Genomic DNA, 22,208 nt, shown 5'->3' with positions numbered 1-22,208 from the left:
TTCATCACGTTCTGTCCATGTCTGTCTTTTTTCGTCGGGCATGCCGAAGTCACCCAGGGCACGCCCTGCGATCAGCAGTTGCGGATGGGGGGAGGCGGTGTGGGCGCCGCTATCCGGGTTCCTCCGGCTCTGACGGTGACGACGAGTCCGGCGTCGTCGGAGTTGTCCGAGCCGTCGCGCTCGGCGTTCCCGAGCTGGAGGGCGGCGAGGTGTTCGTCTCGGACGGGGGCGGATTCGAGGACACCGTGACCGAGCTCTCGGTCGTGGCCGGTGCCGCGGGCGCCGTCGTGAGCCCGTTGGCGGGAACCGCGGTGGAGGTCTCGCTCGGGGATGTGCCGGTTACTGCCGGCGATGGGGTAGTACTCGGGGGTACCGGACTGGTTGCGGGCTGCGGAAGGGGCGCCTGCGGCCGGTTCTCGCCGGGGTTGTGGGGTAGCAGGAGCAAGCCGATGCCGAGTCCGGCAACGGCCAGGACCGACCCGACGGCCTTTTGCAGCGTGCGGGCACGCCTGCGGGCCCGCACACCGGCCCGCAGGCGTGCCCGGTGCTGCGCCTCGAAGGGGGCGGGTTCCTGGGTGTCGCGCATCATCCGCGACAGCTCCAGCTCGAAGTGATCCATCAACTCCCCTTCACCCCACCGGCTCGATGACATCGGCCAGGATCCGACGCAGCCGCGCCACGCCACGCGACGCATGGGACCGGGCGGTACCCACCGGGCACCCCAGCACCTGCGCCACCTGGCTCTCGGGCAGGTCCTGGTAGTAGCGCAGTACGACCGCGGCCCGCTGCCGGGGCGGCAGTTGGCCCAGCGCGGCTTCCAGCCGCGAGCGCTCCGCCACCGCGGCGGACACATCACCCGCCTCTGCCCGCTCGGGCAGCTGCTCGACCGGGCGCTCACCCCACCAGCGGCGCCGCGCCGAGCGCGCCGCCGCACGGGCCAGCACCTTGCGTACGTACGCTTCCGGCGCCTCCTCGGCGACCCTGGGCCAGGCGAACCAGAGCTTGACCAGGGCCTCCTGAAGCAGATCCTCGGCACGGTGCCGGTCGCCGCCGACGAGCAGGCGCGCGAGGTGCAGCAACGCCGGCCAACGGGCTGCCACGAACCCGTCGAACCCCTCGGCTCGGCTCTGCTCCATCTACACCGTCCCCGTTCCGGCCAGCCCCCTATATCCACGGAAAGTCGCTGGCTCCCCCGCTGCGATGCACCGCCACCCTGTGACCTGAGTCACCCTGGCCGTGTCCGGGTGTGATGGACGGTGCGTATTCCTTGTATTCAGTCGGTCAGGGCGTCGCGTGGGACACAGCGGCGCATCGCCCCCTGAAGGAGCGGCGCCCGAATGTCCCCGCCTGGCGCCGGAAGGGAAACAAGCACAGCTGATCGCCGATGCCACGTGGGCACTCATCGCCGCCACTCGCATCACGGAGTCAGCGCCGACAAAGCACGGCATGTGTTCGCGGGCAAAAGACAGCTTCCCGTCCCTGCGACAGGCAGCTCCTTGGCGGGGCTCACAGACCGCCTTGCAGCGGCGGGCCGGGGTCGCGGACGGCAACCCCTTGAACGGCGCGACCAGATGTTTGCTGGCGTCCATGCGCAGGGGGTGCCCACGTGGCATCGGCGATCAGGTGCGGCATTTCGGTCCTCATCGCTCGGGCGCATGCAGCGGCTTGGCTGACAGCCGCCGACGCTAGCCGTTCGGCGTGCGCAGACCATGGGAATAATTCACGGCACGTCAGCGCCCGCCCTCATACCGGACTGAACAAGGACAACGCCCGCATGGTCGTCACCCTGCGCGTTGTAAAACCAATTCGCTGGACCGAAGGACTTCGCCCGCCGTATCCAGCTGCCCACCCGGCTGATGGAACAGCTCGCTCCCTTCGACGCACGGGTGTGTCAATTTAACGGCCCTGTCTCACATTCGGTGGTGACGGAGGGTGGTGCTATCCGAGCAGGATGCGGTGGCGGAGGAGGGTGAAGCCTGCTCGTCCGTGCATCTGGCGGGCGATGCGCTTGGTCTTGGTGTTGACGCCCTCGGTGGGGCCGTTGCTGTAGCGGAGTGTGAACGCGGCGATCACGGCGTCGAGGTCTCGCTCCAGCCCTCGGGTGAAGGCATGCAGGTGCGGCAGATCGGCAGTGCGGACTTGGGTGATCCAGAGTTCGAGCGCGTCGGCATTGTCTGGGTGAGGCTTCAGGAGCTGGGCGAAGTCCCGGACGTAGACGGCGAGTTGGGTCATCTCGGGGCAGGCCGCGATGAGCCGGTCCAGTAGGTGCTGATGTTCGGCCTTGAGGTTGTCGGGCATGGTGAGGAGCATGCGGGCGAGTCTGCGAGGGGAGATGTGGCTGCGGTCGGCGTCCGCGCGGCCTTGGTTGATGTACTTGTGCAAGAGGTTGAGGCATCCGGTGAAGCCGAGGGATTTGATCTCTTCGAAGAGGTGCTTGACCGGGACGGCGGGGTCTTCGGCCCGGCGTTTGCGCAGGTGTTCGTGGTAAGGGTCGACAAGGCTCGCGCGGTATTTGGGGACGCGGAGCATCCGCTCGGGCCGATCGGTGCGGGCGTAGCGTTTGACGGTGTTCAGGGCCAGTTGCAGACGGCGGGCGCATTCGAGCAGGCCCACGCCCTGGTCGAGCAGGTCGTGGATCTGGTGCCAGCGTTCCAGGGGTGGTCTGTGCACGGGGGCCGTCGTAGAGGGGCGCGTCCAGGACGGTGGCCCAGCAGGTGCTGTGCGCCTTGACCTCGCTCAGCGCGGCTTCGCACAGGTTCTTCCACAAATGCCAGCGATCACCAACCTGCACCGCGTCGGGCAGAGCACGGCGGATGGCCTCGGCGTAAGTCGCGGAGCCGTCGCGGCAGACGACCTCGACGCCCCGATGAGCGCGTAACCATGCTTCCAGCGTGTCGGCCGTGCGGTCGGGCAACACGTCGATCCGCTCGTGGGTCTCGGCATCGATGATCACGGTGGCATAGCGGTGGCGCCGGCGCAGAGCGAAGTCGTCGACGCCGATCACGCGGGGTATTCGGCCGGTGGGCAGTGGGATACGCAGCAGTGTCCGAAGGGCGGTGTGCCGCGAGATGCCCACCGCGAGTATCGCCAGCAAACGAGCCCCGGCCCGGCCCGCTAACTCCTTGACCACGGCCTTGACTTGCCTGGTCAGACGGGCCGTACGTCGCTGGTATCGCTCCAGTACCCCAGGCACCTGCTCACGGAAGGTGTGCGTACAAGTTCCTGGGTCAACACCACCCGGAACATCGACCACTGGGGCATGAAGGTCACGGTGTACGACAATCTCGTGAGACAACTCTGGGTGGAGAACCCCTGGACCAAGGTCTCCAGCCTGGGAATCAACAACGACAAGGCGACCTTCGTCAAGGCGTGCCGCCTCTAGTCAGATCCTGACCGGCCGGGTGGCGTGTCCGATGCGCGGGCGCGTCACCCGGCGTCACCAGATGTCTCCCTTACGCTGCGCACGTAGTCGTCGTCGACGAAGTAGGTCTCCTCGTACTCATCGTGGAGATTCGCAATCCCCTCGCGCCGCAGGCACAACATGGCGTCCCGTACACCGTCCTGGCTCAGGGCGTACATCTGCCGCAGTTGCGGCATCTCTGGAAGCAGGGCGCCCGCCTCGAACAATCCATCCAAGACTCCCTGCCTCACGTCCTCCATCAAAAGTTCAGGTTTCGGCTCGCCCCGGGAGGGATCGTGGCCGCGTAGCCGGAGTGTCTTGACCCATGGGGGCCTCGGCCGCTTCCGTTCGGTCATTTTTTAGGCCTTTCACCGATTTCCCCGACCGTGGCCCGTGCCAGCACCTCGCTCACAGATGTCGTCGCCGGCACCTTGATCCTCAACGCGCGCGCGTTCCCGAACAGGGCATCCTCGCTGCCCACCAGATCGCCGGTACGCGGGTCGAAGAGCACCGACTGGCGCGAAGTGCTCCCCTTCCAGGTTTCCCCTTGGGTTACCGCGACGACCTCCTGCCCCTGCCACGTCGTCGTCGTAGCGACACTCACGTCCTGTGCCTCGGCCAGAACCTGCAAGGCTGCAGCGCGGAGAGCCGGAGCCACGGGCCCTGACCTGCCGGCGTAGCGCAGCATGTCCTCGACACCCTTGACCAACAGCCCGGATTCCCAGTTCACCTCACCAAGCTGCCGCGCCAGTTTCTTGGGGCTCGCAGAGAACGGTGCGACGTCCTTCCAGGCGTCGCTCTCCGGGCTCGGGAACTTCCCCCGGCCGTATTCGGTGTCCTCGATTTTCTTTCCGGCGATGAGCTGAGCGTCTCGAGCGTCCTTCTCCTGCGCGAGGTTAGGGAAGATCGGATCCCCGTACACGATGCGCCTGCGGCCCGACGCGTCGCCCTTGACCCAGGACTCCGTTTCCTCTGGGACCGCCGCGTTCGCCACTCCGCCAGGCACGTCACCACTGGTGTTCAGTGCCCACCCCCAGACCTTGGTGTACCCGTACGGTCCGTGAACTCGCTCTCCTGGCAGCTTTGCCACTCTTGTCGCGAAGTCCTGTAGGAAGTCCTGCGGTGCTGACTTCACCGGCGTGAGGGACAGCACCGGAGGGGTTGCCGCGTGGGCAACGGCCTCTCCTTCCGATCCGGGCCACGGCATGCCTCCGCTGACCACCGCGCCTGCCGCTGCCGAGGCCACCAGAGCGGTGAGTACGATCCTGCGGCCGGGCCTGCTGCGGGACGCTCCCCCTGCCTCTGCGACTGCCGACAAGCGGAGGCTCGTCAGTTCACGCTCAGCCCGCTCGGAGAGCTGGGCAGACTCTCCGAGCGGCACTGACGCCGCAGCCGGATCGATGGCATTGGGCAGCAGCCTTCGCACGCGTTCGATTTCCCTCTTCATCCCGCTCTCCCCTCAAGTGCCAACGACGACAATTCATCCGGGTTCAAGCCCTCTTCAGTCATGGCTCGTTCCAGGCGCCGTCTCGCCCGATGTAACTGGACGGCGAAGGCTCCCCGACTGCGCCCCATGGCCTTCGCCGCGTCGCTCGCCTGCAGCCCGTCCCAGGACACGAGCATCAGCGCATCACGATCGTCCGGGGACAGCTGGGCCAAGGCGTCGACCGCTCCCAAGCGGCCCAGGACTTCGTCCTCTGCCGCTCGGATATCTCCCTCCGCCGAGCAATCGCGGAGACGATCACTGAGTCGTGCGGCCCGACCAGAAGACCGCAGTGTGTTCGCCGCGACGTGCCGGGCGATTCCGTACAGCCATGGACGGGGCTCGCCTTTCAGGTCCTGCCGCCTACGCCATGCCGTGGCGAACACTTCTGCCGCCGCGTCCTCCGCGTCATCCCACGCCACCCGACGTCGTAGAAAACGCAGCACAGGCACGTACGTGGACCGGTAGATCGCCTCGAAGGTGTTCCAGTCATCCGCTGCTTGCCCCATGCTGCGCCCTCCCCGTCCTGTGGCTCTCACCCTGTACGTGTCCGGACCGGGCCGCCGATTACACCGCCGCGAACTTCAGTCCACAGAACTGTCACCTCGTCCCGCGTCCTCTCCCCACAAGCGGCTCCACCAGCCCGCAGGACACCCAACCAAGACCGTCGCACCCCATCGCAAGCAATCGATAAAGAGCCAGGTCAGCGCTCCACAGAGATGATCCCCGCAGGTCACCAACCTGCCCCGTTACGAGGAACCAAGTAGTGTCCCGGCGGCTTTCCGTGGGGCTGAGCCTTCTGTGTCAGCAACCATGCTGCCGCTTGCACCTCTGAGGAGACGGACGCCGCAAGTACTCCAGAGCCGGCTACGCCCAGCACAACGGCACCCGACGCATCTCCCCGCCCTGAACAGGACTCAGTGAAGTCCCCACCCGACTTGGACGACACCAGGACCCTCGTCGTGCCGTCAGGGCGAGACCTGTGGTGGCGGCACCTTCGAGTTCGGCGAGCGCGAGAAGGGGGATGCCCTGATCGTCGCCGTCCGATGCCAGGACAAAGGGGAGATCAAGGTCTCCGTGAAGCCCGTGAACGTCGATCTTCCTCTGGCCCGCGCCGCTGGTGAAACAAGCACCACCCACAACGAGCTCAGCGTCGCGGGCGCCGTCTCAGTTCTGGCGCCCTCATCGGTGCGCACGTCGATGAAGATCGACCACGGCGAGCCTGCGGAAGCACACCTGCCTGAGGCTTCAGGCGAAACGGAATAGCTAAAACATATGGTGTTATCTATCCAAATTTGATGCCCTCTCAACTCGCGCCCCGCGGACTCGGTCAGCCAGACACTGCTCAGCCCAAACGGCTCCTGCAGCCCCCGGGGCAGAGCACAGGTGAGCGCACGGTGTACAACGCCACGACACGCCGTGGCGAACCGGCAGCCCGTTTGAACGGCGAGGCAGCCGTGCCGACTGTCCGCAATACCCGCACGCCGTCGTCTTGGAGTACGGCGGCGGCGCGGACAGCCGTCCTATGCCTCGTGAGCTGGTTCGGACGGTTCGGCTCCAAGAAGACCGGGATCCCGCGTAGGGGCGTGGGGTCCGCCTCTGCCGTCGGGGTGCCTGTGAATCCAGGACAGGCCGCCAAGGTCGAGGCCTCTGCGTGTGCGCGTGACGGCCACGTAGGCGAGGCGGGCTTCACCACCGTCGATGGGGCCTGGCAGAGCACGGCCAGTATCGTCTTGCTGATCGCTGTCCGGGGGCGGGGTGAAGTCGTCAGCAATCTTCACACGGGCCCATTCTCGGCCTTTGGCTTTGTGGGCGGTCGAGACGGTCACCTCTGCCTGGTTTTCGGGAGCGAGTTGGGCGACGGCGGCCAGGATGGCGTCGGTGCCGTGGGTGTCGACGAGGTCGACCAGCGGCTGCAGGTCGCGTCCCGCCGGGTCGTGGGTGGCGTAGTCCTGCAGTTCGCCCCAGGAGGGGAACAGGATCAGTTCGGGGTGGGTGGTGCGGCGGCCTTCCTTGAGGTCGTGGGCGGCCAGGGCCAGGGCGCGCAGGCTGTCCCCTCCCCCGACGAGTGCCACCCGGTATCCGGTATCCAGCAGGTCCATGACCTGAGCCATGGCGCCGACATTGGTGCGGCACAGGACGGCGTCGGGCCGGGTGAGGGGGCCGAGTTCGGTGGGCACGGTCTCGGTCCCGGTGAGGCGGATGGGGGCGTCTGCGATGGTCAGCCATCGGTTGGCCTCGTCGGCGAGCCTGGGGCCGAAGCGGAAGGACTGGGACAGGGCGAGCTGGGTGCCGTCGAAGCCGGTCATGATGTCTTTGGCGCCGCGCCAGTGGTAGATGGCCTGGGCGGAGTCGCCGACCATCACCAGCTGGGCATGGTCGCGCTGGTTGAGGAAAATCTGTTCGACGACGGGGTTGGTGTCCTGGGCCTCGTCCAGGAGCAGGAAGTCGGTGTCGATTTTCGGATTCGTGAGGGCCCAGATCTTCAGGTAGTGGTCGTGGTCGAAGCGGACTGCGCCGTCATCGGGGTGCTGCAGGTCAGCCCATGCCTTGCGGGCGAACGGGACGATGTGTGCGGCGAGTTCGGCGTGCAGGTTGCAGTCTTCGAGGCCGCGCAGGTGCGGGACGTGGTGGCGGGTGATCGCGGGGTCGGCGGTGTGGCAGAAGCGGGCCACGGTGCGCAGGGCGGCGTTGGAGAGAGTCTTTTGTGACAGGTCGCGTTCGCCGATGCGGATGGCTTTGGTGATGCCGAGGGCTTGTCCGGTCTGCCAGGCGGGGCGGCGGGGAGCGTTCAGACGTTGGGTGTAGCGGTGGCCGGTGGCTGCGTAGGCCAGGGCGTGGGCGGTCTTGCAGGTGACGGTGGAGGGGAAGCGGGAGCGGGCGTCCTGGGCGATGGCCCGGTTGTAGGCGAGGTAGCGGCCGCGACGCTTGGTGGTGCGGGCGAGCAGTTCCAGGGTGGTGGTCTTTCCGGTGCCTGCTCCGGCCTGCAGGGCCAGGTGGTCGCCGGTGTGGAAGGCGTCGGCCGCGGCGGTCTGTTCGTCGGTCGGGTTCATGGCTGCGGTGCTCCGGGGGTCTGGGTGAGAGCGTGTCCGACGGCCGCCAGGAGGTGCGCGGCGGTGGTGTGGGTGAGGAGGTGCCTCGCCTCCTGGTGGAGGCGGTCGGCTTCGTCGCTGGCGTGCTGGGCCAGGGCGCGGTGCAGGGCCAGCTGGACGAAGCGCTCGGGGCTTTGGCCGGTGTGGTCGGCGGCAGTCTTCAGGGTGGTGCGGGTGGCAGCCGGGAAGGCGACGTTGAGCAGGACCTGCCCGCTTGCGTCCGGGTAGTGGGTGGTGATCACGTCGATGGGCAACTGCGTGTCGAGGAGTTGACGCAGGCGGTGCGCTGCCCGGCCGGGAGTTTTGGCGCGCGCGAGGACCATGAGGCGGGTGGTGTCGTGGTCGGCCGCGAGCGGCAGCACGCGGGCGGCATGGCGGAGTTCGGCGGGGGCAAGGGGACGGGTCAGGGTGATTTCCAGGGCGTGGTGCGGCATCGTCACGCCTCCCTGCGGCGGCTTGGCGGGGGGTGTGGGAGGCAGGTGCGGATGTGTGCCGTGTGCAGGAGGGGGTCGAAGACCTGCCATCCGGCCAGGGTGAGGTCGGCGGCTCCGGGGGTGGCGGCGTGGGCGGGGCAGCGCTGGGTGCGCCAGCGCAGCTGCTCTGTGTAGGGCAGGCGGCTGAGGTCGTAGACGGCCATCAGGGCGTCGGGCAGGGCGAGTTGGCCGTGCTGCGGGCCGACGGGCAGGAGCGTCCAGATGCCGGCCGGGGTGCGGGGGTCGAGGACGGGGTGGGGGCAGCGGCGGCGCTGGCGTGTCTGGGCGACGCAGCGGATGCCGTCGATGGGGCCCTCGGCGAGGTAGCGGCCGAGCAGGAGCTGTACGACAGCCCGGCTGTCCGCGAGAGTCTCGCCGGAGGTGGGCGGGGTCTGGGTGATGGCGCCGGTGTCGATGAGGCGGCGGGTGCGGACGGCGAGTTGGCGGCGCATGGCCTCGATGTGAGGGCTCGTCCGGGTGGTTGCGGTGCGGCTGGGGCAGAGCACGGCGTGCGGGATGCGGCACCAGGGGCTGCCGTCGCCGTGGGGGTGGGCGATGCCGCTGCTCAGGTGCCAGCGGCACGGCGGTGGGACATCGGCGCTGGCCAGTTCGGCGGGGTGCAGGGCGATGGGCCGCTGGTCGGTTCGCTGGTAGAGGTCGATGCGGTGGCCGCACTGGCGGCAGCGACTGCTCTGGCCGGCGCGCAGCAGGCGGCTGGGGCTGGCGGCGGCCACGCGCAGCGGGCGGCGCGGGTACGTGGTGCGGGGGCTGCTGTCCCGGTGGCGGCTGGTGGAGGCGGTGTTGGGGCACATGGCCCGGACCGTGCCAGGTGCCACGCCGCAGCGGTGGGGGCGACGAGGGCGGTGTCCCACGGACAGCCCAGCGGCGCCGAACGCATGACTGCGTAGGCGAGTACGCGTTCTATGCCTGCTCGCCGGTTCGGGTGATTCACCCGGCGCGCCAGGCCGGGTGCGACCAGGTCAGGAGGCCGTGGATCCAGGCGGGGCGTGGTCGTCGCAGAGCGGGCCCAGCAGGTGTTCGATGGGGACGTCGAAGGCGTGGGCGAGGGCGTGCCAGGTGGTGACGCTGCCAGTGGTGCGACCGTGCTCGAGATCGATGAGGGTGCGCCGGGCCAGGCCGCTACGACGGGCGAGTTCATCGAAGCTCCATCCGCGCCCATTCCTCAACCGTGCGAGCGTCACGCGCAGCGCGGTGAGGTCGGGGTCGGGCGGCAAGATCGTCACCCCACCATCCGACGGTGCAGAACCCTGCCCCGTCAGTGCAGACCTCTGCACTATTTGCTAGGGAAGGGGTGACATCCGTGGTGCAGGATCAGCACCGCAGCGTGCCTGGCTCCCGTTTCCCGACGTCTGGGACACGGAAGTTCAGCGGCACGGACCAGATCGGAGGACGACGAGCCGGATGAGGCTCTCCACGCATGACACGGTGCCGCGCATCTGGACCGTACGGCTGCACCCGCAGCCGGGCGGACCGCTGTTGAGCTGCCCTCACTGCACGCTTCACGGCTACCGGCTGCCGGCCTCCTCCGCACGGTCGGCCGCGCTGACCCATCTGGCCCGCCATGCCCAACACGACGCACTGCCGGGGCATCTGCGGACCTGCCAGTGCCGGGCACGGGGCTGCTCATGGCACCCACGCCGCCGCGGCTGCGCCGGCCCGGTACTGCTGACCCTGACCTGTGACCGCAGCGGTCGCATGTGGCGCCTTGCGGATGCCTGCGCCGCCTGCGCGGCCGCAACCCGTTACACCGCCGTCGTACCCGACACACTGACCGGCCCCTCGCCGACGAAAACGACGCGTCGGACAGCCCGGCGCCGCAGTCCCCTTCACGGGCCGGGCGAGCGGCTGTGCGTGAGGGAAATGCTCACCTACCTTGCGGTGGCCCTGCCCCGATACTCCTCCCCCGCCGCCCGCCTGCTGGCCCTGCAGTGCGCGCTGCGCGCCGACCATCAGGGGCATGTCCAGCTCCCCAACGGCTTCCTGCGCGGCATGCGGCTGCGGGGCCGTACCGAACTGTGGAGCGAACTCGAGCACGCCGGATGGCTGATCTGCCCTGCTCGGCCGCGCTCCCCCATGGAAGTCCGTCTGCTCGATGCGGCCATGCAGAACCAGGCCTCCGGCCGCAGCGCCCGTGCTCGCGCGGCCCACTGGGCCCTGCGCCCCGCTCCCCTGGCCGCGCCGCGCGGGATGGCTCCCTCGGTTCAGCTCACCGCGCTGACACTCGCCGCCCACACCTGTGACAGCACCGGGAACGCGGAACTCGACCTCCTTGCCCGGCTGTGCGGCCAGTCCCCACAGCAGATCGAGGACCTCCTCGACCAATTGGTCCGCTCCCGTCTTCTGGCTGGCTGGCAGCACATCAGCGACGAGGAAATCTCCTGGCACTCGTCACCTCGGATCGGGGTGGGCCGAGCGGCGGTTCAACGGTGACGGCACTGACGGCACAACTGCCAGTTACTGGCGTGGTGCACCCGTATCTACTGGCCGCCTCACCTTCACGGAGAGTGACACATCACTCAGCAGGAACATCTGGTTCCACTCGTGCGTACTATCTCTAGATTCCTGCAGGCTGCCGCAGTGGTGTCCTGCGGGCCATCCGGTCATCCACTGGCGCATACGGTTGATGCTTTTGCCACCGTGCTTGCGCGCTGCAGAAAGGGCCCATGTCATGTCTGGAAGTCAGGCCAGCGGTACAGAACTGACGTCGCAGTACGTCACCCAGATCACGGGTGATCTGGAGCGCAACACTAAGGAGCAGGAACGCATCGGCGCGGAAGTCGACGCCCTGCAGGAGCAGCTGCGTGCTCTGCAGCATGACCACACCGTATTGGTGAACATGCAGCAGGCGCTCGGCAGCGTGGGCCCCGCCGCCGAGGCGGCCGCCAAGGCCGCTTCGTCCGTGCCCCGCCAAGCCGCCGAGCCCAAGCAGAGCAAGTCGAAGAAGACGGCCGCCGCGGGTGCGAGCAAAGCAGCGTCGAAGAAGACGGCTGCCAAGGTCTCGTCGGCAAAGGCGTCCAAGGCAGACGGCAGGCCGTCCCTCGTCGAGCTGATCCGCAACCACCTCAAGCAGCAGAACGAGCCGCGCTCGGCGGCCGAGATCTCCTCCGCACTCACCCAGGCCCACCCCGACCGCACCATCAAGACCACCGTCGTGCGCACCACGGTCGAAGGGCTGGTCGCCAAGAGCCACGCCCACCGCACCAAGCAGGGCTCATCCGTCTTCTACACCGCCGCCACCGCCCCGCAGTCCACCGAGGCCCAGCCGCAGCCGGAGACAGCCGCCAGCTGAACAGCCTCCGGAGCACCCACGGCACGACCGCTGGGCCCCGGTTTGGGTTTCGCCGGGTCGGAGAGTCCGCGCGAAGGGCCGGGCGGCGAGCTGCGGTCCGGGACTGCGCGGGTGCCGAGCACACCAAGTAGCGGATGCTGCTCGGGTCTTGTCCCATGACTGCGGCGGCAGCGGTGCTCCTCTGTGGTCGAGGAGGTAGTGCAGCGCCAGGGCGCCGTACTGCAGGGCGGGGCAGTCGCTGAGCGGCGGCGGGATCGGGCGCCGGATGCGGATGCGGGCGCGTGGCAGGCCCGGGCAGAGGGGTTGGGGTGGTTGACGATGTGAGGCCACCTGACGGTCAGTTCGCCCAGTGCGCAGCGCACGGTGCGGCGTACGTCCGCCTCGGGCGGGTGAGCGCGTGCGTGAGTGGGATGGCGGTCGCGGTGCAGGGCGCAGGACGACGGGTGCGGCAGCAGCGTGCCCTGGCACGACGCGATGGGGATAGGGCCGCCCGCAGACGTCAGCGCGCAGCCGGCGGTGTCAATGATGTTGCGGGCGGCCGCGGTGAGGCGGGAAGCAGGGAGCGGACGCCAAGGCCGAGAGCGTCAGCCTGCGGCAGTGTGTGATCCGCCGGTGTCCGGGACGTCTGGCTCTCCTTGCCCAGGCCGAAGAGCGTGGCCCGCCGCTTGTTCGCCTGTGAGAAGTGCGTGCGTGACCGCCGGTGTCCGTAGGGCGGCTTGGGACGGGCTGCCGTCCACGTGGTCGAGGGCCGTCCGCAGGGCGCGGAAGTCGTGGGGTCTTCCGGCCGCCACAGCTCCCACGGGGAGTCCGTGCGCGATCGCCAGGGCGGCGAAGTCGAACCCGGCGATGTCGCCCTGCACCGTCAGGGAGTCGGCGTCGGTGAAATGGCCGGCGATCTGCAGCATGACGCCGTACTGGTCGGTCCATGACCAGGGCACGGCGCTGAAGGGTGTCCCGGCGCCGAGCATGTTCCTAGCGGCTGCGGCGGCCTGCTGCTGGGCGTGGTTCCACTGTTCCACGCGCGCCCGTCGTCCAAGGGCCGGGTCGGGATACAGAGCCACGTCCCCTGCCGCGAAGATGCGCGGATCGCTGGTCGCGCCCAGGGCGTCGACGAGTATGCCGTCACCCACGTCCAGGCCCGCTTGGGCGGCCAGTTCGATGTCGGGCCGCATGCCGACGGCGATCAGCACCGTGTGTGCGTGCCAGTTTCTTCCGTCCCGAGCGGTTGCCACGAGCATGCCGTCCCGCCGGGTGAGTCGTATGAGCGTGACATCCGTATGCACGCGCGTCCCGTGGGCCCGGTGCAGTTCCAGGACGGCGTGGCGCAGGTGGGTGGGCAGCACCCGGCGCAAGGGCTCCGCGTCGGCTTCCAGGACGGTGACGTCGAGTCCTGCCGACCGGGCACTCGCGGCGACTTCCAGACCGACGAGTCCGGCGCCGATGACCAGCAATGGGCCGCCGGACTCCAGGTCGGCGCGGAGAGCGGGCACGTCGCTGAGTCCGCGCAGGGTGTGCACATGGTCATGCCCGGCGGCGTACGGCAGGGTGCGGGCGCGTCCTCCGGTCGCCAGCAGCAGTCTGTCGTACGGCAGTCGGCCTCCGTCGGAGCATTCCAGGGTGCCGTCGGCGATGCCCGTGACCTTCGTGCCGGTGCGTAGTTCGATGCCCAGTTCCTGCCAGGCCGTCGGCGGCTTCAGGCGGAGCCGCTCGGGCGTCATGGCCCGCTTGACGATGTCCTTGGACAGCGGGGGGGCGCCGGTACGGGGGTGGTGTTCCTCACCGATCAGGAGGATGCGGCCGTCGAAGCCCTCCTTGCGCAGGGTCAGCGCGGCGGTCGCGCCGGCGACTCCGGTGCCGACCACGGCGATGGTGCGGAGTGTGGTCTCAGGCACGGGATGCCTCGGCCATCTGGAAGTCGGCCTTGGCGGCACCGCAGTCGGGGCAGGACCAGTTGTCCGGGATGTCCTCCCAGCGGGTGCCGGGGGCGATGCCTTCCTCGGGCCAGCCCTGCGCCTCGTCGTAGACGAAACCGCATACCAGGCATTCCCAGACCTTCACGCCAACTCCTCGAAGTCGATCTTCTCACGGACCCCGCAGTCGGGGCAGGGCCAGTTGTCGGGCACGTCCGCCCAGGCCGTACCGGCGGGGAACCCCTCTCGCGGCGCACCGGCGCGCCCGTCGTACACGTAGCCGCAGACAGGGCACAGGTAGCGCCTCATCAGCAGCTCCCGTGGCGGGTGAGGACCTTGCCCCTGGTGCGGGGGTGGATGTTGGCCCGGGTGACGTCGCCGTCGTAGTGGGCGAGGAGCCGGGGGTCCATCACGCGCTTCCACAGTGGCGGCAGGACGGCGAGCACGATCATTCCCGCGTAGCCGGTGGGCAGTTGTGGGGACTCCTCGAAATGGCGCAGGGCCTGGTAGCGGCGGGTGGGGTTGGCGTGGTGGTCGCTGTGCCGCTGCAGGTGGTAGAGGAAGATGTTGGAGGCGATGTCGTCGCTGTTCCAGCTGTGTTGCGGGGTGCAGCGCTCGTAGCGGCCCGAGGGGGTCTTCTGCCGCAGCAGCCCGTAGTGCTCGAGGTAGTTGACGACCTCCAACAGGCAGAAGCCGATGACCGCCTGGACCGCCAGGTAGGGCAGCACGTCCGGCCCGAACACGGCGGTGAGCGCGGCGAAGAGGATCGCTGACATTGCCCATGCGCTGAGTACGTCGTTGTGCGGGTTCCACGGGTTTTTGCCCAGCCGGCCGAGCCGCTGCTTTTCCAGGTGCCAGCCCGAGCGGGCGCTGCCGAATACCGAGCGGGGCAGGAATTGCCAGAAGGACTGGCCCAGGCGGGAGCTCGCGGGGTCCTCGGGGGTGGCGACCCGCACATGGTGGCCGCGGTTGTGCTCGATGTAGAAGTGCCCGTAGCAGGTCTGGGCGAGGGCTATCCGTGCCAGCAGGCGTTCCAGCGTGTCCTTCTTGTGGCCCAGTTCGTGCGCGGTGTTGATGCCGAACCCGGCGACGATGCCGACAGTGACGGTCAGCCCCGCCTTGTCCGTGGCCGACAGGCCGCCGCTGGACCACAGCCAGCAGGCCAGCACCAGCCCGGCGTACTGGAGGGGCAGGAACAGGTAGGTGCACCAGCGGTAGTACCGGTCCGATTCCAGCCAGGTGAGGACACTGTCGGGCGGATTATCGGAGTCCTTGCCGACCAGGAGGTCCACCAGTGGGATCACGCCGAAGACGACCGGCGGCAGAAGCCACCAGAAGTAGCCGTTCCCTGTGGCCGCTGCCAGCCCCCACGCAGCGAACGGGAAGGCGGGCAGCACCAGTCCGAGCAACCACAGGTAGCGCTTGCCGTCTCGCCACGTCACGTGCGACACCGGCGCTCCGAGCGGATACGAGGTTCCTGCCATGCCCCACCTCCATTGGACACTTCGACCACTAACTGTCCAGAAACTAGACAGAGCTCCACTAAGTCGTCAAGGTGTCGGGCGTTGCTCGTTAGGATGGGGCCGAGATGACGCGCTATCGAGAGTCGGTCCGTTCCATGCTCAAGGAACGGATCCTGGACGCCGCCTACGAGCGGGTCGCAGCCGAGGGCTGGGACCGGCTGAAGATGACCCACATCGCCACCACCGCCGGAGTGAGCCGGCAGACCGTCTACACCGAGTACGGCTCCAAGGCGACCATCGGCCAGGCACTGGTGATGCGCGAGGTCGAACGCTTTCTCACCGGCATACAGAACCAACTCCTCGCGCACCCCGGCGACATGAGGGCCGCCATCACCGCCGCCATCGGGTACACCCTGCACACGGCGGCCGACAATCCGCTGATCAAAGCCATCCTGACCAGCAGCCGGGGCGGTGAAGAGGACCTGCTCACCCACTTGACGACCCGCTCCGAGCCCCTCCTGGACACCGCCATCAGCATGCTCACCGCCTACGCGGCGGAAGTCTGGCCCGCAATCGACGCCCACTCGCGAGACCTGGCCGTCGAAGCGGTGGTGCGCCTGACGGTCAGCCACCTCGTCCAGCCCGTCCTGCCCCCCGACCTCTCCGCGGAGCGCATCGCCGAGATCACCATGCGGGTCGCACAAGCCTGAAACTGCCGGTGACTCCTCCCCCGCGTGAACGCGGGGGCTTCTCGCTATGCCGGGTTGGCGTCGCGACGGACCAGCCCGGCCCGTAGAACGTTCAGGGCGCCCACCGTGTACACGTGCGCCGAGTGGCCGCACGAGACGCAGTGGAACTTCTCCTGGGTGGGCCGGTTCTCCGCTGAGACGTGCCCGCATTCAGGGCAGGTCCGGGAGGGTTACGGGGTCCACGGCGATCACTTCTCGTCCGGCGCTTTCAGCCTTGGCGTGCAGAATCGTCAGGAACACCCCCCATCCGGCATCCGAGATCGAGTGGTTGAGTCCGGCTTTCGCGGCGGCCCCGTTCGGCAGGAACGCGCCCGGCTGTTCGGGGTCGGGCTTCGGCTTGGGGGCCTTGACCATGTTGCGGATCTTGAGGTCTTCGTGCGCGATGACATCGTGTTCGCGGACCAGGCCCAAGGCGGTCTTGTGTGCGTGGTCGAGCCGCTGACGGCGGACCTTGCGGCGCAGGTCGGCAACCTTCTGGACGGCACGGCGGTGATTGGCGGTCCGTTTGTCGCGCCGGACTCGCGGGAACCTGGCGAGGGCTTGCTGTGCGGCTTCCAGCTTCGCAGCGGCCTTGCGCCCGTGACGCGGGCTGGGAACGAACTCGCCGTTGGAATCGGCGAGGAAGTTGGCTATGCCCATGTCGACGCCGGCCACGCTGCCCGTCCTGGGCAGCGGCTCGGGCTGTGCCTGCTCGGCAGTGAGCACTGCGTACCAGCGCTTGCCCTCGCGCTTGACGGACACGGTCTTGACCCTGCCGACCACCGGCCGGTGCTGGTTGACCTTGACGTGCCCGACACCCTGGAGCCGTACGCGGGTCACGGGGTCGTGCGGGGTGGAGTCCCAGCGGCAGCCGTCGCCGTCCTTGGGGAAATCCACCGTGTCGAACCAGTTCACGCCCCGAAAACGCGGATACCCGGGCGCCTCACCAGCCTTGACCCGGCGGAAGAACGCCTGGAACGCCTTGTCCAGACGGCGCAGGGTGGCCTGCTGCGAACTGAACGACCAGCGGCCCTGACGCTCCGGGTCGAACGCCCGAATCTCCTTGAGCTGCGCCGACTGCTGCCCGTACCTGACGCTCGTCCTCGAGACATGCCGATAGGCATCCCGGCGTTCCTGCAACGCCCCGTTGTAGAGCGAGCAGTGATCGGCCAGCATCGCATCGAGCGCGATCGCCTGGCCGACAGCAGGCCGCATGAGGAACTTGTACGCACGGATCATCCAGCCCACCCCCCTTCGATCACGGCAACCTAGCGGAGCCCACTGACAACGCAGTGAACTCCGGCGCTACACGCCTACGAGCCAAGGATGCGTTTCCCTCCCCAGCTGAAGCCGGGGATACCCACGCAAGATCAGGGATGGCCGAACAGGTGGTGTTCGTCAGCCGGATGCGCGCCATCGACTCCGTGACCGTCATCGATGACGTCGACCGGGCGGTGCGCAGCAAGTTGCGTGCGGCTCTGCCCCAGGGGCAGCGACTCGTTCTACGCCAGGTGTGGGCCTGGTGGCATGAGCAGACGGTGGCGGTGCTGCGCAAGCGCATGACGAGCGTGTCGGTGGACCACAGCCACCACTCCGACCAGCGATCACAGGCACACGCGTTCACATCACCTGGGCGAGGCCGACAGCATTACGAGCCCTCCGCGCCCTGGTCCGGGTGTCGCAACACCGGATGTGATTCCTCCCCGGTGTGAAAGGCCGGGGCCTCCGGCTCGAGTAGTCGGCTTTCCCCTTCAGCGCATTGGACCGGATGTGCCCGTTCAGTAGCTTGGCGACCTTCCGGCTCTTCGGGGTGTACCTCCGCAGCTGGTGCAGGGAGGCTGCGGTCGCCTTCGCCTTCAGTGGTCCGTACCGGTGAACATCCGCCGGGCGATGCGTCCTGTCGGGTGAAGTCTTCCGGCGCTCGTTAAGAACGGGTCGGCAGCATCGCTATGAGGAGGTGAAAGGCCAGCCCAGATCTTCCCGAGCAGCAAGAGAGCGACGAGATGACGTCCCCGATGGCCGAGTACGTGATGACTATCGTGAGCCTGGTCCCCGTGGCACACATGCTGGGGTTGCACCGTCTGGTGCTCAGGCTCTGGGAGCGGTTGGTTCGTGGCAAAAGACCATGCCCGAGTCCGGTCGAGCCGCAGCAGACCGCGGGAGGCAATACAGCTGAGCTGGTTGGGCGGCTGCTCACGGCGCTGCCCATAGGGGCAGCCGTGCATTGCCAGGTCCCCGGTGGGGTGCAGTTGACCATGTGGTGGCCGACGCCACCAATTTCGGCAGCCGGCGAGCGGGAGGATCACGGGCCGTGGTGAGCGGCGCCGCAGGCAACGAGCCGTGTCTTGGAGGCTCGTTTGATCTCTGGGCCCTGAGCGCTCCGCGCTTTGGCCGGGCCCGGGGAGAAGTCATCAGCAGCCTGGGCAGGTTCACACAGTTGAGCGTGGCCACACGGGAGGACATCGCGGATGAAGCCATCGAGCGTGCGTGGCGCGGCGGCCGGCTCGATCCCCGGGGCAATCCCGTCGCCTACGTCAAGAAGATCGCCTCGCGGCTGGCCCTCAAAGTGGCTCACGAAGCCGCCACCGTGGACTTGGTGGAGAGCTATCACACGCTGGAAGTGGAGCGGCGGCTGCCGCTGTCTGATCAGGGTGCTGTGGTGGTGAGGGATCCGCAGGTGTGGGGCCCTTCGGACGATGAGGAACTGATCGGCGCTGCGCACGCGGCCATTGCTGCGCTGCCTCCTTCACAGATGCGGGAGGTGGCGCTCCTGCGCAGCCAGGATGTTCCTGCCGTCGAGATTGCCAATCGGCTGAGTATCTCCCGCAACCAAGTGGATCAGCAGTGGGCCCGGGGACGCCAGAGGATCCGAGAGATTCCAGAGATCAAAGATCGTCTGCGAAAGGCGCATGTGGACCGGAAGCAGGCCAGGAACGGTGATTGATGTGAACCACAAGAGGTTCGAAGCGAGCAACCGCAGCGGGGAGGCCACCACCGTGAGCGGGGGCGGAGACCATGTGCCGTCGAGGGCCCGGAGTCGGTGTGGTGACTGGTGGGACCGGCCTGATGGCGACTGGGGTGATCCGAGCCTGCGCGGGTCTTGTCCTGCAGACCAGGAGTTGCGCGCCGACGCCAACAGCGCCTACCGGCTGGGCACGAAGGCGCTGCGGCGCGGTGAGATGAAAGCCGCCCGCGCGGCCTTCGCCGTCGCTGTGCGAGCCGAGCACCCTGGTGCCTCCTTCCGGATGGCGGTCGTCGCCCTGCGCTCCAGTGCCGTTCACAGTTCCACAGGATCCGGGCCTCCCGCGGATGCAGCGGCCCACAAGGCGGCCGAGTACCTCGCGCAGGCCGCCGCATGGGGGCATGGCGACGCGGATCGGCTGCTGTCGCGTGCCTGCGGCAGGGAGGAGACGCCGGCTCCCGGCGCTTCGGCTGTCCACGGCGCAGTTGGCGATGCTGCTGATCGCAGGAGGGGCCCGGCTGATGACACCGGTGCTGGCGGGGAGGCCCCGTACCAGCCTCAGGACACGGAGTTCTACCCAGAGGTCCGCGACCGTCTCGGGCATCTGGACCGCGAGCGGGATGCTGCACCGTCCGCGGTATCAAATGCCGATACGCTCGCCGGGACGGCAGCGCCACCGCACGGCCACTCCCTCTCCGCACCAGAGCAGTCGGCGGCAGGCAGGCGGGGGCACAACCGGCGTGCGCTGACGTCCGATGCCCCGCCCTCAGCCGGTCTTCGCACCGGCCTCCCGGCAGGCTTCGGCGCTGTGTGCCATGTACCCGCGTGTGGGGGTACATCCCTGCGTCTCGGTGCGGGCAGCGGGCGTGCGCTCCCGCCGAGCAGTTCTCGTTTCACTGTCGTCACGATGGCCTGCAGCAGTGCCTGTTGGTTTGCACTGGGGTGCGCGTGGCCTGGTGGTCTGCGCCAACGGCTTCGCCGGTCTGTGCCGTTGCTCAGTGCGCCGGCCACATGCCCGGTGTGCGGGTATTGGACGCAGTCCCAGCCTTGCGTGCTGTCACACCCGTGCGGCCATCTGTTCCTGCCCGGCAGAGCGGGGGGCGGGTGGTCCCCACGTGGCCAGACGTCCGGAGCGTCGACCGCTGTTGTAGATGGCGCGGATGACTTGGTCGACGCCCTGGGTGACGGTGCATCCGGTGGCCGACCGAAAGCCACGTCCCTTCCTGAGAATGCCCGCCGGGCCGCCGTCGTGATGAGCCAGCTTCTTGATCATGGAAGCCGGGATGAGATGTGGGGCTTCGTTCAGCACGGAGGCAAGCCCGAGGAGCAGATGGGCGTTGACGGAGTCGGGGGTGTGTCCCCATGCCTGGGTTACGATCTTGAGAGTGGCGCGCAGGGTCGCTCCACCCGGTTTCGTGGAGCGGAAGATCGAGTTGAGGGCCGCGACCGCAGCGATGTTGCTGGGTCCGCCGGCGTCCGAGACCGTCCATCCGAACTGGCCTGCGATGCGGGTGATCTCGAGCGCTTCCTTCCGTCCGGCTGTCACTTCGGCCAGGAACTTGTAAATGGGTGCTACGCGGCGGTTGTCGTTGAGTCCGAGGAAGAGTTCGGCTTCTTCCGCAAGGGTCAGGCTCCGGAAGACCATCATGCTGATCTTCGTGGCTCCGCTGCCTGCCGCTACACACAGGGCACCGCGATTTTGCCCGTCGAGCCACACGAACGTGCCATCGCCTCGGGCGGACACGGTGGGCACGCCGATCCTCTTGACGTCGTATCCTTCCCGGATTTTGCGCGCCACCCAGCTGCGGTCCACCGGCCTGGTATTGACCCGTGGATCGGTGGTCACGTTCTCGGGGGCAACCATCTCGATTTTCTTGTGCGGATGTACGTCAATCATTCAGCTCTCCTGCACGCACTTCAAGATACGACGTAGGATTCTCTGGTTCTTTTTAATTTCCCGCTCCAGGTATCCCGCCTCTTCCACGGGAATCCCGGTGATGGGGAGACTTTCAAGGCCGGCACACGCTCCGGAAATCGTGTCGATGCCGCGCCTGATTTCGGCTCGCGGGAACGGGTGCTGGCGTGGGACGCCGCGTTCGGGTGACACCCCTGCGGGCTGCTGGGCCGACGGGAGAGGATGCCCTTCCGCCCGCTGTCCCCGCACACGGGAGGAGGAGCACACGTCCTCGAGGGATTCCGGATGCTCACCGGCCCGGAGGAGTGCATGCAGGAGGCGGATGGTCTGACCCGTGGTCCAGCCGTCGACGGGACGTTCGACCGCCTGCAGCATGAGGCCGAGAACCTTCCTGGCGCCTACCATCGCGGCATCGGGATCGGGCGCATCCTCCTGGGCCGCGCGCACCACGGTACGGATGCGCTGGAGAATGGCTGCCGAGATGTCGACAGTTGGGGCAATGCAGTCCTCGTAGCGGAACTTACCCGGCTGCACAGGCTTGGGCAGTTCACCAAGCCTCATCGCCAGGCCGACCCTCTCCCGAGGCGTCATGGGCAGCGCGTACGTACTGTCGGGCCGACGGACGTGCTCCCCCATCTCGAAGCAGGCTTCGGCGACATCAGCAGGAAGGGCCGCCCGTACAGCAATGTTCCGCAACCCCCGGCACGCCGCATAACGCCGGTATCCGCTAATCAGACTGAGATCCGCGGGGTTGACCAGCAGTGGGACACGCATACCATTCCGCTTGATGGAACTCCTCAGCTTATCGACAGATCCCAATACATTCCGCAGAGGCCTGTCGGCCCGAATATCGCCCACCGGAATGGTTTTGTATTTCAATGCGACCATCCATGACTGCCCAGCACCACTGATAATGCTGACATTTCTAGCCGACTCCGCACAGGAAATCAAGAAACAGCACGCCTTCGACGGCAGCGCCCCTCGCCGGATAAGAAGCGATATACATAATGAGCTTTTTGGGTGACGGCCTGCGCTCCTTTCTGATGCTGCGCCGAAGCCCGAAGAGCGGCACACGCAGGGACATCCGGGCAGCGGAACCCGCAGGCCTGTCCGGCGGGAACAACGGACGGGAACGCCCGACAGGCGCCTCCTTCCCGGACTGCACATCGCGCCACCCGGGGACGGTGACCGACTACCGGCACGACCCGCTGGTGGGTCACAGCAGTCAAGGCCCCGTGGCCATCCTGGCACCGGATCCCCTGCCGGGGCCGAGTACACCGGGCGGATCAACCGCATCGGCACGGGGTCCGTGTTCTGGGCGCCCTCGTACTTCGCCGGGTCATGCGGCGGTGCACCGCTGAGCATCGCCAAGGACTACATCGAGGACCAGAAGCGGCCTACCTGGCTGTCACGCCCCCTGACGGCAGAGAACTCCGGCGCTTCGCGCCCGGTCTGAAGGCCGGGACTCCCTG

Annotated in this window: 22 protein-coding genes and 3 pseudogenes; 8 read left to right on the top strand and 17 right to left on the bottom strand. The window is 67.9% G+C overall.

Features of this window, described 5'->3' with window-relative positions; genetic code table 11:
• Nucleotides 1-109: 109 nt before the first annotated feature.
• The 3 genes and pseudogenes from OG718_RS53160 to OG718_RS53150 form a co-directional block, all read right to left on the bottom strand.
• Nucleotides 110-619: a hypothetical protein gene (locus OG718_RS53160; RefSeq protein WP_328842807.1), complete on the bottom strand. Its 510-nt coding sequence runs from the start codon at nt 617-619 to the stop codon at nt 110-112.
• Nucleotides 620-629: 10 nt separating this feature from the next.
• Nucleotides 630-1,136: a SigE family RNA polymerase sigma factor gene (locus OG718_RS53155; RefSeq protein WP_328842808.1), complete on the bottom strand. Its 507-nt coding sequence runs from the start codon at nt 1,134-1,136 to the stop codon at nt 630-632.
• Between the two features lie 802 nt (nt 1,137-1,938).
• Nucleotides 1,939-3,217, bottom strand: a pseudogene (locus OG718_RS53150) (ISL3 family transposase); the annotation flags it as partial.
• Here OG718_RS53150 and OG718_RS53145 point away from each other — a divergent pair.
• Nucleotides 3,209-3,382 carry a hypothetical protein gene (locus OG718_RS53145; RefSeq protein WP_328848000.1) on the top strand — a complete coding sequence of 58 codons (174 nt, stop codon included), beginning with the start codon at nt 3,209-3,211 and terminating at the stop codon, nt 3,380-3,382. The pseudogene OG718_RS53150 and the gene OG718_RS53145 sit on opposite strands and share 9 nt — an antisense overlap.
• A 44-nt stretch (nt 3,383-3,426) precedes the next feature.
• Here OG718_RS53145 and OG718_RS53140 read toward each other — a convergent pair whose 3' ends face one another.
• The 3 genes from OG718_RS53140 to OG718_RS53130 are packed head-to-tail and all read right to left on the bottom strand — an operon-like array spanning nt 3,427 to nt 5,392.
• Nucleotides 3,427-3,756, bottom strand: a complete 330-nt coding sequence (locus OG718_RS53140) for a hypothetical protein (RefSeq protein ID WP_328842809.1) — start codon at nt 3,754-3,756, stop codon at nt 3,427-3,429.
• Nucleotides 3,753-4,847, bottom strand: a complete 1,095-nt coding sequence (locus OG718_RS53135) for a hypothetical protein (protein ID WP_328842810.1) — start codon at nt 4,845-4,847, stop codon at nt 3,753-3,755. Before OG718_RS53135 ends, OG718_RS53140 begins: the two co-directional genes overlap by 4 nt.
• Nucleotides 4,844-5,392 carry an RNA polymerase sigma factor gene (locus tag OG718_RS53130; RefSeq protein WP_328842811.1) on the bottom strand — a complete coding sequence of 183 codons (549 nt, stop codon included), beginning with the start codon at nt 5,390-5,392 and terminating at the stop codon, nt 4,844-4,846. The genes OG718_RS53135 and OG718_RS53130 overlap by 4 nt, the downstream gene beginning before the upstream one ends.
• A gap of 577 nt (nt 5,393-5,969) precedes the next feature.
• On the opposite strand from OG718_RS53130, the gene OG718_RS53125 reads away from it, so the two are divergent.
• A complete protein-coding gene (locus OG718_RS53125; RefSeq protein WP_328842812.1) occupies nt 5,970-6,149 on the top strand; it encodes a hypothetical protein in 180 nt (59 codons plus the stop codon).
• A gap of 257 nt (nt 6,150-6,406) precedes the next feature.
• Here OG718_RS53125 and OG718_RS53120 read toward each other — a convergent pair whose 3' ends face one another.
• The 4 genes from OG718_RS53120 to OG718_RS53105 form a co-directional block, all read right to left on the bottom strand.
• Nucleotides 6,407-7,936 (bottom strand): UvrD-helicase domain-containing protein, encoded by a 1,530-nt coding sequence (locus OG718_RS53120; RefSeq protein WP_328842813.1) that lies wholly within the window; start codon nt 7,934-7,936, stop codon nt 6,407-6,409.
• The gene (locus OG718_RS53115; RefSeq protein WP_328842814.1) at nt 7,933-8,415 is read right to left on the bottom strand and encodes a hypothetical protein; all 483 of its coding nucleotides are present in this window, start codon (nt 8,413-8,415) and stop codon (nt 7,933-7,935) included. The genes OG718_RS53120 and OG718_RS53115 overlap by 4 nt, the downstream gene beginning before the upstream one ends.
• Nucleotides 8,412-9,260: a DUF6083 domain-containing protein gene (locus OG718_RS53110; protein WP_328842815.1), complete on the bottom strand. Its 849-nt coding sequence runs from the start codon at nt 9,258-9,260 to the stop codon at nt 8,412-8,414. Before OG718_RS53110 ends, OG718_RS53115 begins: the two co-directional genes overlap by 4 nt.
• Nucleotides 9,261-9,428: 168 nt before the next feature.
• Nucleotides 9,429-9,692 carry a helix-turn-helix transcriptional regulator gene (locus OG718_RS53105; RefSeq protein WP_328842816.1) on the bottom strand — a complete coding sequence of 88 codons (264 nt, stop codon included), beginning with the start codon at nt 9,690-9,692 and terminating at the stop codon, nt 9,429-9,431.
• Between the two features lie 178 nt (nt 9,693-9,870).
• Between OG718_RS53105 and OG718_RS53100 the strand changes: the two genes are divergently transcribed.
• Entirely contained in the window at nt 9,871-10,899 is a 1,029-nt protein-coding gene (locus OG718_RS53100) for a hypothetical protein (protein ID WP_328842817.1), read from the top strand.
• Between the two features lie 238 nt (nt 10,900-11,137).
• Nucleotides 11,138-11,758 carry a hypothetical protein gene (locus OG718_RS53095; RefSeq protein WP_328842818.1) on the top strand — a complete coding sequence of 207 codons (621 nt, stop codon included), beginning with the start codon at nt 11,138-11,140 and terminating at the stop codon, nt 11,756-11,758.
• 584 nt (nt 11,759-12,342) lie between these two features.
• On the opposite strand, the gene OG718_RS53090 is transcribed toward OG718_RS53095, so the two are convergent.
• The 4 genes from OG718_RS53090 to OG718_RS53075 are packed head-to-tail and all read right to left on the bottom strand — an operon-like array spanning nt 12,343 to nt 15,152.
• The gene (locus OG718_RS53090; RefSeq protein WP_328842819.1) at nt 12,343-13,650 is read right to left on the bottom strand and encodes an NAD(P)/FAD-dependent oxidoreductase; all 1,308 of its coding nucleotides are present in this window, start codon (nt 13,648-13,650) and stop codon (nt 12,343-12,345) included.
• Entirely contained in the window at nt 13,643-13,816 is a 174-nt protein-coding gene (locus tag OG718_RS53085; RefSeq protein ID WP_328842820.1) for a rubredoxin, read from the bottom strand. The genes OG718_RS53090 and OG718_RS53085 overlap by 8 nt, the downstream gene beginning before the upstream one ends.
• Nucleotides 13,813-13,977: a rubredoxin gene (locus tag OG718_RS53080; protein ID WP_328842821.1), complete on the bottom strand. Its 165-nt coding sequence runs from the start codon at nt 13,975-13,977 to the stop codon at nt 13,813-13,815. Before OG718_RS53080 ends, OG718_RS53085 begins: the two co-directional genes overlap by 4 nt.
• The gene (locus OG718_RS53075) at nt 13,977-15,152 is read right to left on the bottom strand and encodes a fatty acid desaturase (RefSeq protein ID WP_328842822.1); all 1,176 of its coding nucleotides are present in this window, start codon (nt 15,150-15,152) and stop codon (nt 13,977-13,979) included. Before OG718_RS53075 ends, OG718_RS53080 begins: the two co-directional genes overlap by 1 nt.
• 104 nt (nt 15,153-15,256) lie before the next feature.
• Between OG718_RS53075 and OG718_RS53070 the strand changes: the two genes are divergently transcribed.
• Nucleotides 15,257-15,841 carry a TetR/AcrR family transcriptional regulator gene (locus OG718_RS53070; RefSeq protein WP_328842823.1) on the top strand — a complete coding sequence of 195 codons (585 nt, stop codon included), beginning with the start codon at nt 15,257-15,259 and terminating at the stop codon, nt 15,839-15,841.
• A gap of 44 nt (nt 15,842-15,885) precedes the next feature.
• On the opposite strand, the pseudogene OG718_RS53065 reads toward OG718_RS53070, so the two are convergent.
• A pseudogene (locus OG718_RS53065) lies at nt 15,886-17,098 on the bottom strand (RNA-guided endonuclease InsQ/TnpB family protein).
• 137 nt (nt 17,099-17,235) lie between these two features.
• On the opposite strand from OG718_RS53065, the gene OG718_RS53060 reads away from it, so the two are divergent.
• Together OG718_RS53060 and OG718_RS53055 are read left to right on the top strand one after the other, a co-directional pair.
• The gene (locus OG718_RS53060) at nt 17,236-17,571 is read left to right on the top strand and encodes a hypothetical protein (protein WP_328842824.1); all 336 of its coding nucleotides are present in this window, start codon (nt 17,236-17,238) and stop codon (nt 17,569-17,571) included.
• Nucleotides 17,572-18,119: 548 nt separating this feature from the next.
• Nucleotides 18,120-18,803 carry an RNA polymerase sigma factor gene (locus OG718_RS53055; protein ID WP_328842825.1) on the top strand — a complete coding sequence of 228 codons (684 nt, stop codon included), beginning with the start codon at nt 18,120-18,122 and terminating at the stop codon, nt 18,801-18,803.
• Between the two features lie 1,075 nt (nt 18,804-19,878).
• Here the strand turns inward: OG718_RS53055 and OG718_RS53050 are convergent.
• Nucleotides 19,879-20,718 (bottom strand): DUF6551 family protein, encoded by an 840-nt coding sequence (locus tag OG718_RS53050; RefSeq protein ID WP_328842826.1) that lies wholly within the window; start codon nt 20,716-20,718, stop codon nt 19,879-19,881.
• Nucleotides 20,719-21,624: a ParB N-terminal domain-containing protein gene (locus OG718_RS53045; protein ID WP_328842827.1), complete on the bottom strand. Its 906-nt coding sequence runs from the start codon at nt 21,622-21,624 to the stop codon at nt 20,719-20,721.
• A 421-nt stretch (nt 21,625-22,045) separates the two neighbouring features.
• Between OG718_RS53045 and OG718_RS53040 the strand changes: the two are divergent.
• A pseudogene (locus OG718_RS53040) lies at nt 22,046-22,192 on the top strand (transposase); the annotation flags it as partial.
• Between the last annotated feature and the right edge of the window lie 16 nt (nt 22,193-22,208).

This window comes from Streptomyces sp. NBC_00258 (genome assembly GCF_036182465.1).
Classification (GTDB): Bacteria; Actinomycetota; Actinomycetes; order Streptomycetales; family Streptomycetaceae; genus Streptomyces.
The sequence above is the reverse complement of the archived record's forward strand: the minus strand, read 5'-3'. Positions and strand labels throughout refer to the sequence as shown.